The sequence below is a fragment of the Streptomyces sp. Tu 2975 genome (genome assembly GCF_009832925.1).
Taxonomy (GTDB): Bacteria; Actinomycetota; Actinomycetes; order Streptomycetales; family Streptomycetaceae; genus Streptomyces.
Genome location: NZ_CP047140.1, coordinates 3,455,562 through 3,469,596, shown reverse-complemented (window position 1 = coordinate 3,469,596; position 14,035 = coordinate 3,455,562). Strand labels below are relative to the sequence as shown.

General features: G+C 70.3%; 14 protein-coding genes and 1 pseudogene. 12 read left to right on the top strand and 3 right to left on the bottom strand.

The features are described 5' to 3' along the window. The first annotated feature begins 3 nt into the window (after positions 1 to 3). The gene (gene tuf / locus GLX30_RS15190) at positions 4 to 1,197 is read left to right on the top strand and encodes an elongation factor Tu (protein WP_005313609.1); all 1,194 of its coding nucleotides are present in this window, start codon (positions 4 to 6) and stop codon (positions 1,195 to 1,197) included. Positions 1,198 to 1,318: 121 nt separating this feature from the next. Here the strand turns inward: tuf and GLX30_RS15185 are convergent, their stop codons facing one another. The 3 genes and pseudogenes from GLX30_RS15185 to GLX30_RS15175 form a co-directional block, all read right to left on the bottom strand. Next, positions 1,319 to 3,469, bottom strand: coding sequence for a PIG-L family deacetylase (locus GLX30_RS15185; protein ID WP_244258158.1), 2,151 nt, complete (start codon positions 3,467 to 3,469; stop codon positions 1,319 to 1,321). 251 nt (positions 3,470 to 3,720) lie between these two features. Next, entirely contained in the window at positions 3,721 to 6,474 is a 2,754-nt protein-coding gene (locus GLX30_RS15180; RefSeq protein WP_159688584.1) for a poly(A) polymerase, read from the bottom strand. Between the two features lie 3 nt (positions 6,475 to 6,477). After that, positions 6,478 to 8,117 (bottom strand): annotated as a pseudogene (locus GLX30_RS15175) (RNA ligase family protein). 564 nt (positions 8,118 to 8,681) lie between these two features. Here GLX30_RS15175 and rpsJ point away from each other — a divergent pair. From rpsJ to rpsQ, 11 genes are read left to right on the top strand one after another with little or no spacing between them, the layout of a single operon-like run. Continuing rightward, the gene (gene rpsJ / locus GLX30_RS15170) at positions 8,682 to 8,990 is read left to right on the top strand and encodes a 30S ribosomal protein S10 (protein ID WP_003948644.1); all 309 of its coding nucleotides are present in this window, start codon (positions 8,682 to 8,684) and stop codon (positions 8,988 to 8,990) included. 14 nt (positions 8,991 to 9,004) lie between these two features. Then, the gene (gene rplC, locus GLX30_RS15165; protein ID WP_005313592.1) at positions 9,005 to 9,649 is read left to right on the top strand and encodes a 50S ribosomal protein L3; all 645 of its coding nucleotides are present in this window, start codon (positions 9,005 to 9,007) and stop codon (positions 9,647 to 9,649) included. 5 nt (positions 9,650 to 9,654) lie between these two features. Then, complete coding sequence (gene rplD, locus GLX30_RS15160) at positions 9,655 to 10,305, top strand: 50S ribosomal protein L4 (protein ID WP_037773993.1); 651 nt, start codon at positions 9,655 to 9,657, stop codon at positions 10,303 to 10,305. Continuing rightward, complete coding sequence (rplW, locus tag GLX30_RS15155) at positions 10,305 to 10,628, top strand: 50S ribosomal protein L23 (RefSeq protein ID WP_005313587.1); 324 nt, start codon at positions 10,305 to 10,307, stop codon at positions 10,626 to 10,628. The genes rplD and rplW overlap by 1 nt, the downstream gene beginning before the upstream one ends. Before the next feature lie 52 nt (positions 10,629 to 10,680). Then, positions 10,681 to 11,517 carry a 50S ribosomal protein L2 gene (gene rplB, locus GLX30_RS15150; RefSeq protein ID WP_005313586.1) on the top strand — a complete coding sequence of 279 codons (837 nt, stop codon included), beginning with the start codon at positions 10,681 to 10,683 and terminating at the stop codon, positions 11,515 to 11,517. Positions 11,518 to 11,529: 12 nt separating this feature from the next. Continuing rightward, the gene (rpsS, locus tag GLX30_RS15145) at positions 11,530 to 11,811 is read left to right on the top strand and encodes a 30S ribosomal protein S19 (RefSeq protein WP_003956461.1); all 282 of its coding nucleotides are present in this window, start codon (positions 11,530 to 11,532) and stop codon (positions 11,809 to 11,811) included. A gap of 43 nt (positions 11,812 to 11,854) precedes the next feature. Then, positions 11,855 to 12,202, top strand: a complete 348-nt coding sequence (gene rplV, locus GLX30_RS15140; RefSeq protein ID WP_004571827.1) for a 50S ribosomal protein L22 — start codon at positions 11,855 to 11,857, stop codon at positions 12,200 to 12,202. Further along, on the top strand, positions 12,202 to 13,032 hold the full coding sequence (rpsC, locus tag GLX30_RS15135) for a 30S ribosomal protein S3 (protein WP_005313583.1): 831 nt from the start codon (positions 12,202 to 12,204) through the stop codon (positions 13,030 to 13,032). Before rplV ends, rpsC begins: the two co-directional genes overlap by 1 nt. A 5-nt stretch (positions 13,033 to 13,037) precedes the next feature. Next, positions 13,038 to 13,457 carry a 50S ribosomal protein L16 gene (rplP, locus tag GLX30_RS15130; RefSeq protein WP_005313579.1) on the top strand — a complete coding sequence of 140 codons (420 nt, stop codon included), beginning with the start codon at positions 13,038 to 13,040 and terminating at the stop codon, positions 13,455 to 13,457. Further along, positions 13,457 to 13,681: a 50S ribosomal protein L29 gene (gene rpmC, locus GLX30_RS15125; RefSeq protein WP_017949657.1), complete on the top strand. Its 225-nt coding sequence runs from the start codon at positions 13,457 to 13,459 to the stop codon at positions 13,679 to 13,681. The genes rplP and rpmC overlap by 1 nt, the downstream gene beginning before the upstream one ends. Then, the gene (gene rpsQ / locus GLX30_RS15120) at positions 13,681 to 13,965 is read left to right on the top strand and encodes a 30S ribosomal protein S17 (RefSeq protein ID WP_005313575.1); all 285 of its coding nucleotides are present in this window, start codon (positions 13,681 to 13,683) and stop codon (positions 13,963 to 13,965) included. Before rpmC ends, rpsQ begins: the two co-directional genes overlap by 1 nt. Positions 13,966 to 14,035: the final 70 nt, after the last annotated feature.

Sequence of the window (14,035 nt, the reverse complement as noted above, 5' to 3'; positions counted from 1 at the left end):
CCAGTGGCGAAGGCGAAGTTCGAGCGGACTAAGCCGCACGTCAACATCGGCACCATCGGTCACATCGACCACGGTAAGACGACCCTCACGGCCGCCATTACCAAGGTGCTGCACGACGCGTACCCGGACCTGAACGAGGCCTCGGCCTTCGACCAGATCGACAAGGCTCCTGAGGAGCGCCAGCGCGGTATCACCATCTCCATCGCGCACGTCGAGTACCAGACCGAGTCGCGTCACTACGCGCACGTCGACTGCCCCGGTCACGCGGACTACATCAAGAACATGATCACGGGTGCGGCGCAGATGGACGGCGCCATCCTCGTGGTCGCCGCGACCGACGGCCCGATGCCGCAGACCAAGGAGCACGTGCTCCTGGCCCGCCAGGTCGGCGTTCCGTACATCGTCGTCGCCCTGAACAAGGCCGACATGGTGGACGACGAGGAGATCCTGGAGCTCGTCGAGCTCGAGGTGCGTGAGCTCCTCTCCGAGTACGAGTTCCCGGGCGACGACGTTCCCGTCGTCAAGGTCTCGGCGCTCAAGGCTCTCGAGGGCGACAAGGAGTGGGGCCAGTCGGTCCTGAACCTGATGGCCGCCGTCGACGAGGCGATCCCGCAGCCCGAGCGTGACGTCGACAAGCCGTTCCTGATGCCGATCGAGGACGTCTTCACGATCACCGGTCGTGGCACCGTCGTCACCGGTCGTATCGAGCGTGGTGTCCTCAAGGTCAACGAGACCGTCGACATCGTCGGTATCAAGACCGAGAAGACCACCACCACGGTCACCGGCATCGAGATGTTCCGCAAGCTGCTCGACGAGGGCCAGGCGGGCGAGAACGTCGGTCTGCTCCTCCGTGGCATCAAGCGCGAGGACGTCGAGCGCGGCCAGGTCATCATCAAGCCGGGTTCGGTCACGCCGCACACCAGCTTCGAGGCCCAGGCATACATCCTGTCGAAGGACGAGGGTGGCCGTCACACCCCCTTCTTCAACAACTACCGCCCGCAGTTCTACTTCCGTACCACGGACGTGACCGGCGTCGTGACCCTCCCCGAGGGCACCGAGATGGTCATGCCGGGCGACAACACCACCATGACCGTCGAGCTGATCCAGCCCGTCGCCATGGAGGAGGGCCTCAAGTTCGCCATCCGTGAGGGTGGCCGGACCGTGGGCGCCGGCCAGGTCACCAAGATCAACAAGTAATTGTCGTTCTGACCTGGTAGCTCGCTGAGCTGCAAGAAGGGCCCCGCACCTGTCGGTGCGGGGCCCTTCGTCATGTCCGCAGGGCACCGGGTCGGCCCCGTGCCCGCCGGTGGTCGGCCGGTCAGCCGGTCGCCGTGGCCGTCCCCGGCGACCAGGTCCACGGGTGTGCGTCCGGGCCCATGCCGACCACCCTGACCTCACCGGCGGGGGTGACGTCCAGCGCGGGCGTGTCCAGGGCAACGGCCCCGGCGGTACGGGTCATCAGCCGGCCCTCGTGCCGCAGCTGCACCCGGCCGCGAAGATCCAGGCCCAGCAGGACGGCCCGCTCGGGGTCACCGGCCGTGGCGAGCGGTCCGTAACCGTCGAAGCGGACGGCGGGCAGCAGCCTGCCGTCCGAGCTGAAGCGGGTGAGGGCGGGTGAGGCGCTGCCGCGGGAGTCCCGCGGGGCCGCCCGCTTCCAGGGCCGCTCCGTCCGGTACAGCAGATGCACGGAACCGTCGGTCCTCGCGAGCGCGGCGGGGGTGTCGACGGCGGCCGGCAGGTGGCCGCCGGGGCGGTGGGTGAGGGGCAGGCCGGGCGCGTCCTGGGTCCAGTGGTGGACGGTGGCGAAGCCCGCGCCGAACAGATGGACACGGCCGGCCGCGTCGACCACGGTGGTCAGCCCGTCCTGTATCTCGGCGCTGCCGTCGAGGGTCCGCCAGCCGCTCCAGCGGCCGTCCGCTTCCCGGACCCGTGTGCTGACGCCCTTGTCCGCGTTGCGCACGAACAGGTGGACCCGCCCGTCGGGCGCGGTGACGGCCACCGGCACCCCGATCCGCCGGCCCCGGTCGTCATGGCGCTCGGGGTTGCCCAGGCCGCGCCACCCGAGGAAGGGGCCGCCCGCGGAGCGCTGCTCCAGCAGCACTATCTCCCGGGCGTTGTTCCCTCCGTGACCGCTGATCGCCGAGAAGCGAAGCGCGAAGAGGAGCTGCCGTCCGTCATCGAGCGCCGCCCGGCCCAGCGTCGGCGCGAGCGGGCCGCCGCCGAGGTCGGCGGGCTGCCCCCACCGGCCGCTGCCTGCCTCCGTCTCGCGCCAGCGCACCGCGCGCAGCCCCAGTACTCCGTACGCGGTCAGCCGTCCGTCCGGTTCGGCGGCGAGGGCCGTGCGGGCTCCTGGATAGCGGTGGTGGGTGGAACGGACCCAGCCCTTCTTGTTGGTCAGGGGCCGTTCGCCGCCCACGTTGTAGTCGCCGCATCCGCCGCTGTTGCCGCAGCTCCAGTCGGCCTCCCCGCCGTACGGCACCAGGTGCCCGGCCTTTCGCCGCAGCATGCTGTCCGGCAGGTTCTTCGGCCAGTGCCGGTTGTAGTAGCCGCGGAAGGAGGTGGCGACGAACGCCGGTATCTCCCCGCCGTCGCGGGCCGACTCGGCGACCCACCGGGCCATCGCCGCCCAGCTGAACGAGGCCACGGCGGTGTGGTCGCCGTGGTCCGAGTAGCCGCGCTGTTCGCTGTCCTTCTTACGGGTGACCTCGTCGCTGTGCTGGATGTCGGGATCAGGGTCCAGGGTCTGCACGACGGTGGGCCGGTAGCGGTCCATCAGCCCGACGAGGACGTCGACGAGCCGGTCGTAGTCGTAGCTCTCGATCGTGCGCACGGGGGAGTCGTCGGCGACGACGGTCGGCAGCTCCAGCACGCGGTCCCGCCACAGGTTCGGCATACCGAGCCGGGCATGGCGGGTGGTGTGCATGGCGAGGTTGAGGTGGATCAGGTCGACGCGCCGGGGGCCGACGGCCAGGCTGTTGATCTCGGCCCGCCGGCCGCCGCGCAGTGTCGTGATGTCCTTCTGCCAGTCCGTGTACTTGGGCAGGCCGAGCAGGGTCGCGTACGCCTGCCGCAGGCCCTGATGACGGGCGGACGAGTACGCGCTCTTGTCCGCGGCGGGACGGGGCCGCCCCGGTGCCTTGTTGACGCCGTTGGCCTCCCCCGCCGTGACGTACACGCAGACGAGGGGTACGCCGGAGTCCAGCATCCGCTGGGTGTCCGGGTTCATGAAGTACAGGTCGTCGTCTGGGTGCGCCAGTATCTGCATCAGCCGGGCGGGCCGTGCGTCGCTTATGGCTATGCCGGGTGCGGGGTCGGTGACGGGCCCGGTGCGCCGTGGCGCGGGCACGGAGCACGAGGTGAGGGCGGTGGCCGAGCCGGCCGCGGCCAGTGCTCCGATGGCGGCGACGACGGTGCGCCGCCGGGGCCCGGGCCTGCTCGAGCGCAGCCCTGACACAGCTCTGTCTTCCACGCGTGGTGCTCCGTCCGGTCCCCCCGCAGCGGCCGGGCGGTGCCCCCGTCTGCGTACTGTGAAATCCCCAGGTGGCGGCCGGGCCGGTCGAGCCGACAGCCGCGATCAACTAGACGGGGCGCGGCTGCCGGGGGTTGCCTGGATGTTCGGCATGTGTTCGATCTGACTCGCGACGCCGGGGCGGTGGCCCTTCGGCGCGGGAAAGCCGCCCCTCGGCAGGGGGCGGCAGTCCGTCATGCGAGGTGAGCACGTCACACGAGAGTCGGCACCTCACCGCAGGGCGCGTGCTCGACCGTCGTGCCGGTCAGACCTCTGAGCCAGGGGGCGGTGAGCTCCGCCAGCCCGGCCGGGTCCGGCGGGGTGAGGCCGAGGCCGACGGCGTAGCGCACGGGGGAGTCGGCGAAGGGCCGTGGCCATGCGTGGACACCGGGCTGCGGCAGCATCGTCAGCAGCGCCCGCATCCGGCCGCGGACGCGGCCCTCGTCGCCGGGGGCCACGGTGACGACCGCCCAGGCCGCGTGGCGGCGGTGCATCGGGGGAGTCGCGAGCAGCGGTTCGGGGGAGCCGCCGTCCAGGAGCTCCCAGGCCCGGAACAGTTCCTGCGTGATCAGGTCGCGCATGCCCGCGGTGACCTGGTCGGAGCAAGGGCGTACCGGCTCGGTCGGGGTCATGACCGTGACCGGCAGATCCGGGCGGGCCGGGCCGCCGACGGGCTCACGCCAGTCCCAGGCGGCCCAGGTCGCGAAGAAGTGGCGGAGCAGTTCGCCGGGCGGCAGCTCGCCTGCCTCGCGGACGGTACGCGCCGCCAGCACCGACCAGGCGAGGCCCGGCAGCCCGCCGAACGGGGCGGAGTCCAGTCCACGGGCCTTCGCCCACGCCTTGACCTGGCGGGCCAGGTGCGTGAACGCCTCCCGCCGGCCTGCCACATCGTCGATGAGCGCTTCGGCGTCGCTCACCGCGCTGAGCGCGACTGCCGCGTCCTCGCCCAGCTCGGTCCGGCGGCCGACCGCTTCCGCCGGGTCGAGCGCACCGGTGGCGACGACGGCCACGTCCACGGAGAGGCCGCCGACGCTCAGCCGCACCCCGGGGACCCGCGCCCCGACCACGTCCCGCACATCCGCCGCTTCGGGCAGCGCAGCCTTCAACCGGGCGCGTACGCCGGCGGGTTCGGGAGTGCCCGGCAGGGCCGCGACCAGGTCCAGGTCCGCGCCGGGAAGCGCGCACCCGGTGCGCCGCGAACCGACGAGGTGCACGCGCCCGCCCGCGAGCGCCCGCTCGACCCGTACCCGCACGTCGTCGGCGACGCGCTCCTCCTCCGGTGGGCCGGGCGCCTCCGCCACGCCCGGAGCCTCCGGTACCCACCGCACCTCGCCCGTCCGGAGCGCGACCGTCGCCCGTACCCGCATCGGCTCGCCGGCGCGGCGCGAGAGCAGCACCAGCTCATCCGTCGTGGCGGTCATGCCGCCGAGCCGGGACGCGCACTCGGCCACCAGCGCCTGCGGATCCCGGGTCCGGCCCAGGCTCAGGTGCGGGGTGAAACCCTCCCGCCGGCCGCGGCAGCGGGGGAACCGCTGCTCCAGGGCGCGGCGCAGCTCCTGCCAGGGCTGTTCGCCGGCTGCCGCCGGGTCGAGCCACACGGTCGCATCCTCACGGTGCCCGAAGCTGTGGACGCCCTCCAGCCGGACGTCGAAGGGGGCGACGCCCGCGGCCGCCGCCGCGAGCAGCGGGGCGGCCTCCTCGAAGGCGGACTCCGGCACGAACCCGAAGAGCAGGTTGACGTGCGGCGGCCAGCGGTGGATCTGCGGGTCGTGCTCGCGGCGGACGTCCTGGATCGCTCGCCACAGCCCGGCCGGCGGCAGCCAGGCCACGGCCGTGCGGGCCGTGGGCCCCAGGTCGAGGACGCGGCCCTTCTCCCGCGCGGGGCTCAGGGCGACCTCCACGCCGTAGTGGTCGGAGATGTGCAGGCCCTCCGGGCTCGGGACGTCCCCGCGCAGGACGGCCGAGTCGACCTGGAGCGCGTCCGACCGGAGCAGTACGCGATCCAGCCGGGACGCCCGCCCGCTCAGGGACGAGACGGCGGCCAGTGGATTGGCGGCCGGGTCGAAGGTCGGGGTCGCGTCACCATGTCCGTGCGCATCGCTCCAGGCGTCGCGCAGGCCGAGCGTCGTCTGCGGCGAGTCCGTGCCGTCGTTGAAGTCGCCCATGAGCACGACGTCCCCGTCGACGCCCGCCAACCCCTCGGCGATCCGGGCCAGTTCGGCGTCCCGCCGGGTGGCTCCGTCCTCGGAGTGGTCACTGGTGAGGTGGGTCGCGGCCACGGTCACCGGACCGCTGCCCGTCTCGACCACGATCGCCGTCACCGCCTTGTGCGGCCCGAGGACATGGTGGCCCGCCTCCCGTACGGGCAGCCTGCTGAGCAGCAGCAGCCCGCACTCGTCGACGTCACGGCCGCCGGGGTCGGTCGCCACCGTGTACGTGTCCCGTATCCACGGCGTGCGCAGCAGCATGACGAGCAGCTCGGGCTCGGTCTCCTGGAGCGCGACGACGTCCGCGTCCGCCTCGCGGAGGGCGTCGATCAGCAGGGGACGGCGTACCGCGGTGGCGATGCGGTCGGAGTCGTAGCGGTCCCACAGCGTGTTCCACGTCAGGACGCGCAGGCTCCCGGCGATGCCCTTGGGGGCGTGCGCCGGCACCCATCCGTCCCCGTCCCACGCGTACGGCGTCCGTGCTTCGAAGAACGGCGCCCGCAGCCGGCGGGCCTCGCGTACCCGCCCGGCCTCGGTGTCGTCGATCCGGTCCACGCCCGTGGCCCGGTCCCACACCAGCTCGCCGTCCGCCTCGAAGAACAGCACCCGGTGCCAGGGGATGTCCCCGCCCGGCACGAAGGCCGACAGCGGCATGCGCTTGGGCGCCGCCTCACGCCGGCGCACGCCGATCACGAAGCGGGCGGGGTCGAAGCGCGCGTCCCAGCGGACCCGGTGGTAGATCTCCTCGCTGGTACGCACGGTCTACGCCTCCTCCTCGACGGTCCCGCTCGTCCCGACGTACCAGGTGCGGTGCGCCTGGCCCGGGTAGGGGGGACGAACCGGTGCAGCTGCGAGGTCAGCACCTCCGGCGGCACGGGGTGCTCTCTTTCCGAATTGCGCCGCGCAAGCTCGTCCTCGTCGACCAGCAGCACGGCGTGGGTCGTCAGCGCGTCACGGCGGCGTGCCACCGCGTGCACCAGCGACCGCTGGTGGGGATTGAGGGACGTGGCGTCCCACACCACGGTCCCGCCGTGCGCCAGGGCGGCGTCCAGCAGGTCGAGCCCTTCGCGGAGCACGTCGCCGTTTGCCTTCTGGTCGGCGCGCGATCCACGGGCGCGGCGCAGTTCGTCGAGGGACACCCGCGCGTCCACCCCGCCGAGGCTCCGCGCGAACGAACTCTTGCCGCTGCCGGACGGACCCACCAGATGGATCAGCCGGGGGAAGTCGCCCGAGCGCCACCGCCAGGTCGCGGCAGTGGCCTCCGCCGCGCCGGCGATGCGGCCCTCGGCGTACGCCTCGCGGGCCTCGGCCCGGCAGCGGGCCGCCGCGTCCTGTTCCAGGTCGGCGAACGCTTCCGTGAGCCCGTCGAGGGGCGCGATGTCGGCGGCGTGCAGTGCGGACCACTCCACCTGCTCCCGAGCCTCCGCCGTCCCGGCGGTCGCCGCGGCCACCGCGTGCAGCACACCGAGGTCGGCGGCGTACGACATCCGTACGAGCCCGGCCCGGCGCTGCTCGTCGGGATACGGCCGGTGCAGTCCGGCCTGCAGCCCGACCAGGTCGGCGACGCGCCGCGCGAGCGGCAGGCCGAGCAGCGGGGCCAGGCGGGGCGCGAGCGCGGCCCGCCGCTCCCGGTGCAGCAACGCCGCCAGTACGCCGGCGAGCCGGGCGTCCCCCGCACGGCCGCCGGTGTCCAGCCGCGCCACGGCCTCGACGTCACCGTCACCCACGCCCAGCGCCCGGGGGTCCGGCGCGGCTCCCGACCGTACGTCCCACAGCGCGGCGCCCGGGCCGAGCCCGTTCGGAACGACGGCCGCGTGCATCCAGTGCGTATCGGTCCGCACGTGCCCGGCCCGCACCCACTTGGCGACCCGATGCCCGAACTCCTCGGCCATGAAGCCGTCGGCGGTGCGGACGACGAACCCCTCCTGCCGGCCGAGGTCCGGCTTCAGGGACCGCAGCGCCCGCTCGTCGAACATGCCGCGCCACAGCACCCGCGGTACGGGGACGCCCAGGTCGCGCAGGAACGCGACGGTCCGGTCCCAGTCCAGGCACCGGCCGAGTGCGTCCCACACGGAGAACCCGTAGAAGTAGCTCTCCAGGTCGTCGTAGGCGATCGAGTGCCGGGCGAACATGTTCTCCCCGCACACCCGCCAGTCCTTCGGGATGCCGTGCGCGACGCGTCCCTGCAGCGCCTTCACCCACGCCCGGGACGGATGATGGGCGGAGTCCAGCGACCGGGCGTGCAGGCCGTCGCGGTAGAGGGTGGTGTTCTCCCCGTCGAGCTTCTCGGTGACGACGACCTCTCGCCCGCGCAACCCGTCGAGATCCGCGACCCGCACGTCGTCCGAGGTCGCACCGGGAGACCACGGCAGATGCGCCGTGCGTGGATAGTGCGTGCGCATGACAGAACCGGCCCCCGTGTCGAATGACTGTCCGGCCACCTTAGGAGCGGCAAGGAGCGGGACTCGACCGAATATCGCTCGTACGACCGCCCCGGTCCGGCCCTGCTCCGGGGGAGACGGGCGACTGGTGAACGGGGCGCCGAGCGGCCGTCCGGACAGGGGTTCTGCGCGCCGTTGTTTGACACGTAACCCCCGCGGGGTAGTGTTCTCGGCTCGATTGGCCAGGGCGCGGGAGTGTGTGGCAGACTGTCCGGGTTGCTCGGTTGAGTGCCGATGCTGCGCGCCTCCCGCCGGGAGGACCGGAAGCGAGTCCCACAGTACTCGTCGACCCTCGGGTCGGACGTACGGGAATCTTCCGGGAAGTGTCAGCGGGGTACCGGCCAGGCGCTCGGCGGGAGCTCTTCCCCCGATACGCGGTCGCAGGCCGCACCCCCTTGGTTGGGAAATCCTTCGGGAGATCTTCGTAGAGGGAGTGCGACACGCCCGACCGCGTGGGTCGGAAGAAGAGAGCAAGACCCACCGAGTACCAGAGCGTTTCACTAGACAAAGGACTACTGAGTAGCCATGGCGGGACAGAAGATCCGCATCCGGCTCAAGGCCTACGACCACGAGGTCATCGACTCTTCGGCGAAGAAGATCGTCGAGACGGTGACCCGCACTGGTGCGTCGGTCGCAGGCCCGGTGCCGCTGCCCACTGAGAAGAACGTGTACTGCGTCATCAAGTCGCCGCACAAGTACAAGGACTCGCGCGAGCACTTCGAGATGCGCACGCACAAGCGCCTGATCGACATCCTCGACCCGACGCCCAAGACCGTTGACTCGTTGATGCGCCTGGACCTTCCGGCCGGCGTTGACATCGAGATCAAGCTCTGAGAGGCGCGGAAGAGATGGCAAAGCAGATCAAGGGCGTCCTGGGCGAGAAGCTCGGCATGACCCAGGTCTGGGACGAGAACAACCGTGTCGTCCCGGTGACCGTCGTCAAGGCCGGGCCCTGTGTCGTTACCCAGGTCCGTACGAACGACATCGACGGCTACGAGTCGGTCCAGATCGCCTTCGGCGAGATCGACCCTCGCAAGGTGAACAAGCCCCTCAAGGGCCACTTCGCCAAGGCCGACGTGACCCCCCGCCGCCACCTGGTGGAGCTCCGCACCCCTGACGCCAGCGAGTACACGCTGGGCCAGGAGATCACTGCCGAGGTGTTCGAGTCCGGCGTCAAGGTCGACGTCACGGGCAAGAGCAAGGGCAAGGGCTTCGCCGGTGTCATGAAGCGTCACAACTTCAAGGGCCTCGGCGCCGGTCACGGCACCCAGCGCAAGCACCGCTCTCCCGGCTCCATCGGTGGCTGCGCCACCCCGGGCCGTGTGTTCAAGGGCCTCCGCATGGCGGGCCGCATGGGCAACGAGCGGGTCACCACCCAGAACCTGACCGTTCACGCCGTTGACGCGGAGAAGGGCCTGCTCCTCATCAAGGGCGCAGTTCCTGGTCCGAACGGCGGCCTGGTCCTGGTCCGCACTGCGGCCAAGGGGGCCTGAGGACTATGAGCACCATTGACATCCTGTCGCCCGCGGGCGACAAGTCCGGGACCGTTGAGCTCCCGGCCGAGATCTTCGACGCCAAGGTCAGCATCCCGCTGATCCACCAGGTCGTCGTCGCGCAGCTGGCCGCTGCCCGTCAGGGCACGCACAAGGTCAAGACGCGTGGCGAGGTCCGCGGTGGTGGCAAGAAGCCTTACCGCCAGAAGGGCACCGGCCGCGCCCGTCAGGGTTCGACCCGTGCGCCTCAGTTCGCCGGCGGTGGCGTCGTCCACGGCCCCGTGCCGCGTGACTACTCGCAGCGGACCCCGAAGAAGATGAAGGCCGCCGCCCTGCGCGGTGCCCTCACCGACCGGGCCCGTCACTCCCGTATCCACGTCGTCTCCGGCGTGGTCGAGGGCGAGGTCTCCACCAAGGCAGCGAAGACGCTGTTCGGCAAGATCAGTGAGCGCAAGAACCTGCTCCTGGTCGTCGACCGCGCCGACGAGGCCGCGTGGCTGTCCGCCCGCAACCTGCCCCAGGTGCACATCCTGGAGCCGGGCCAGCTGAACACGTACGACGTGCTCGTCTCCGACGACGTGGTCTTCACCAAGGCCGCTTTCGAGTCCTTCGTGTCTGGCCCCAAGGCCGCTGAGACCGAAGGGAGCGACGTCTGATGTCCGAGGCGACCGTAACCAGCAAGACCTTCACGGACCCGCGCGACGTTCTCGTCAAGCCGGTCGTGTCCGAGAAGAGCTACGCCCTGCTCGACGAGAACAAGTACACGTTCATCGTCGCGCCTGGCTCCAACAAGACCCAGATCAAGCAGGCCGTCGAGGCGGTCTTCTCGGTCAAGGTCACCGGGGTCAACACGATCAACCGTCAGGGCAAGCGCAAGCGCACCCGCACCGGTTTCGGCAAGCGCGCCAACACCAAGCGCGCCATCGTGACCCTTGCCGAGGGCGACCGTATCGACATCTTCGGCGGTCCGACCGCCTGACGGCGGTCGAGATCGTCCAGATTTCGGAATAGTTTCCGAGGACTGAGAGACAATGGGTATCCGCAAGTACAAGCCGACGACTCCGGGCCGTCGTGGCTCCAGCGTCGCCGACTTCGTCGAGATCACGCGGTCCACGCCGGAGAAGTCGCTGGTCCGCCCCCTGCACAGCAAGGGCGGCCGTAACAACACCGGTCGTGTGACCGTCCGTCACCAGGGCGGTGGCCACAAGCGCGCCTACCGCGTGATCGACTTCCGTCGTCACGACAAGGACGGCGTTCCGGCGAAGGTCGCTCACATCGAGTACGACCCCAACCGCACCGCGCGCATCGCGCTGCTGCACTACGCAGACGGCGAGAAGCGCTACATCATCGCCCCCCGTGGCCTGAGCCAGGGCGACCGGGTCGAGAACGGCCCCGGCGCCGACATCAAGCCCGGTAACAACCTGGCGCTGCGCAACATCCCGGTCGGTACGACCATCCACGCCATCGAGCTGCGGCCCGGCGGCGGCGCGAAGTTCGCCCGCTCCGCGGGTGCCTCCGTGCAGCTGCTGGCGAAGGAGGGCCAGATGGCCCACCTGCGTATGCCGTCCGGCGAGATTCGCCTGGTCGACATCCGCTGCCGCGCCACGGTCGGCGAGGTCGGCAACGCCGAGCAGTCGAACATCAACTGGGGCAAGGCCGGCCGTCTGCGCTGGAAGGGCGTTCGCCCGACCGTCCGCGGTGTCGCGATGAACCCGGTTGACCACCCGCACGGTGGTGGTGAGGGCAAGACCTCCGGTGGTCGCCACCCGGTCTCCCCGTGGGGTCAGAAGGAGGGTCGTACTCGTTCTCCCAAGAAGGCGAGCAACAAGTACATCGTCCGCCGCCGCAAGACGAACAAGAAGCGCTAGGAGCGGGTTTAGATGCCGCGCAGTCTCAAGAAGGGGCCCTTCGTCGACGACCACCTGATCAAGAAGGTGGACGTACAGAACGAAGCCGGCACCAAGAACGTCATCAAGACCTGGTCCCGTCGCTCGATGATCGTCCCGGCCATGCTGGGCCACACGATCGCGGTGCACAACGGCAAGACGCATGTCCCGGTGTTCGTCACCGAGTCCATGGTCGGCCACAAGCTCGGCGAGTTCTCGCCGACTCGCACCTTCCGCGGCCACGTCAAGGACGACCGGAAGTCGAAGCGCCGCTAACGGCGGGGTGGAACGACTAATGACTTACACCGAAGGGACAACCATGGAAGCCAGGGCCCAGGCGCGGTACATCCGCGTCACGCCCATGAAGGCCCGCCGAGTGGTGGACCTCATCCGTGGCATGGATGCCACGGAGGCTCAGGCGGTCCTGCGTTTCGCCCCGCAGGCCGCGAGCGTGCCGGTCGGCAAGGTGCTGGACAGCGCCATTGCCAACGCCGCGCACAACTACGACCACACCGACGCCTCTTCGCTGGTCATCAGCGAGGCGTACGTGGACGAGGGTCCGACCCTGAAGCGGTTCCGTCCGCGTGCTCAGGGCCGTGCCTACCGGATCCGTAAGCGGACCAGCCACATCACCGTGGTCGTCAGCAGCAAGGAAGGAACCCGGTAATGGGCCAGAAGGTAAACCCGCACGGGTTCCGGCTCGGTATCACCACGGACTTCAAGTCCCGCTGGTACGCCGACAAGCTGTACAAGGACTACGTCAAGGAAGACGTCGCCATCCGTCGGATGATGACGTCCGGCATGGAGCGCGCGGGCATCTCGAAGGTCGAGATCGAGCGCACCCGTGACCGCGTGCGGGTGGACATCCACACCGCGCGTCCCGGCATCGTCATCGGCCGCCGTGGCGCCGAGGCCGACCGCATCCGCGGCGACCTCGAGAAGCTCACGGGCAAGCAGGTCCAGCTGAACATCCTCGAGGTCAAGAACCCCGAGGTCGACGCTCAGCTGGTGGCCCAGGCCGTTGCCGAGCAGCTGTCCTCCCGCGTCTCCTTCCGCCGCGCCATGCGTAAGAGCATGCAGTCGGCGATGAAGGCCGGCGCCAAGGGCATCAAGATCCAGTGTGGCGGTCGTCTCGGCGGCGCCGAGATGTCCCGCTCGGAGTTCTACCGCGAGGGTCGTGTGCCGCTGCACACGCTGCGCGCGAACGTCGAGTACGGCTTCTTCGAGGCCAAGACGACCTTCGGCCGCATCGGCGTGAAGGTCTGGATCTACAAGGGCGACGTCAAGAACATCGCCGAGGTCCGCGCCGAGAACGCTGCTGCCCGCGCCGGCAACCGCCCGGCCCGTGGTGGCGCTGACCGCCCGGCCCGTGGTGGCCGCGGTGGCGAGCGTGGCGGTCGCGGTCGCAAGCCGCAGCAGGCTCCGGCTGCCGAGGCCCCCAAGGCCGACGCTCCCGCCGCCGCTCCGGCTGCTGAGAGCACCGGAACGGAGGCCTGACCGAAATGCTGATCCCCCGTAGGGTCAAGCACCGCAAGCAGCACCACCCGAAGCGCCGCGGTATGGCCAAGGGTGGTACGACGGTTGCGTTCGGCGAGTACGGCATCCAGGCCATGACTCCGGCGTACGTGACCAACCGCCAGATCGAGGCGGCTCGTATCGCGATGACCCGCCACATCAAGCGTGGCGGCAAGGTCTGGATCAACATCTACCCGGACCGCCCGCTGACCAAGAAGCCCGCCGAGACCCGCATGGGTTCCGGTAAGGGTTCCCCCGAGTGGTGGGTCGCGAACGTGCACCCGGGCCGGGTCATGTTCGAGCTGTCCTACCCGAACGAAAAGATTGCACGTGAGGCTCTGACTCGCGCGGCCCACAAGCTGCCGATGAAGTGCCGGATCGTCAAGCGCGAGGCAGGTGAAGCGTGATGTCGGCCGGTACCAAGGCGTCCGAGCTGCGCGAGCTGGGCAACGAGGAGCTTGTTGCCAAGCTCCGCGAGGCCAAGGAAGAGCTGTTCAACCTCCGCTTCCAGGCGGCGACCGGTCAGCTCGAGAACCACGGCCGGCTGAAGGCCGTCCGCAAGGACATCGCCCGGATCTACACCCTGATGCGTGAGCGCGAGCTGGGCATCGAGACGGTGGAGAGCGCCTGATGAGCGAGAGCAATGTGACTGAAGACAAGACCGCCCGCGGTTTCCGCAAGACCCGTGAGGGTCTCGTCGTCAGCGACAAGATGGACAAGACCGTCGTCGTCGCCGTCGAGGACCGCGTGAAGCACGCGCTGTACGGCAAGGTCATCCGCCGTACCAACAAGCTCAAGGCGCACGACGAGCAGAACGCTGCCGGCGTCGGCGACCGCGTCCTCATCATGGAGACGCGTCCGCTGTCGGCGACCAAGCGCTGGCGCATCGTCGAGATCCTCGAGAAGGCCAAGTAATTGCTTGAAGGGGTAACCCTTCGAGTTCGTTCCGCCAGGCTCGGTGGGGGCCCTTCCTCGTAAGAGGAGA

What these genes read in the sequence shown, in the direction of transcription:
- rpsJ (WP_003948644.1), top strand. Translation starts at nt 8,682, where the DNA reads ATGGCGGGACAGAAGATCCGCATCCGGCTCAAGGCCTACGACCACGAG.
- rplC (WP_005313592.1), top strand. Translation starts at nt 9,005, where the DNA reads ATGGCAAAGCAGATCAAGGGCGTCCTGGGCGAGAAGCTCGGCATGACC.
- rplD (WP_037773993.1), top strand. Translation starts at nt 9,655, where the DNA reads ATGAGCACCATTGACATCCTGTCGCCCGCGGGCGACAAGTCCGGGACC.
- rplW (WP_005313587.1), top strand. Translation starts at nt 10,305, where the DNA reads ATGTCCGAGGCGACCGTAACCAGCAAGACCTTCACGGACCCGCGCGAC.
- rplB (WP_005313586.1), top strand. Translation starts at nt 10,681, where the DNA reads ATGGGTATCCGCAAGTACAAGCCGACGACTCCGGGCCGTCGTGGCTCC.
- rpsS (WP_003956461.1), top strand. Translation starts at nt 11,530, where the DNA reads ATGCCGCGCAGTCTCAAGAAGGGGCCCTTCGTCGACGACCACCTGATC.
- rplV (WP_004571827.1), top strand. Translation starts at nt 11,855, where the DNA reads ATGGAAGCCAGGGCCCAGGCGCGGTACATCCGCGTCACGCCCATGAAG.
- rpsC (WP_005313583.1), top strand. Translation starts at nt 12,202, where the DNA reads ATGGGCCAGAAGGTAAACCCGCACGGGTTCCGGCTCGGTATCACCACG.
- rplP (WP_005313579.1), top strand. Translation starts at nt 13,038, where the DNA reads ATGCTGATCCCCCGTAGGGTCAAGCACCGCAAGCAGCACCACCCGAAG.
- rpmC (WP_017949657.1), top strand. Translation starts at nt 13,457, where the DNA reads ATGTCGGCCGGTACCAAGGCGTCCGAGCTGCGCGAGCTGGGCAACGAG.
- rpsQ (WP_005313575.1), top strand. Translation starts at nt 13,681, where the DNA reads ATGAGCGAGAGCAATGTGACTGAAGACAAGACCGCCCGCGGTTTCCGC.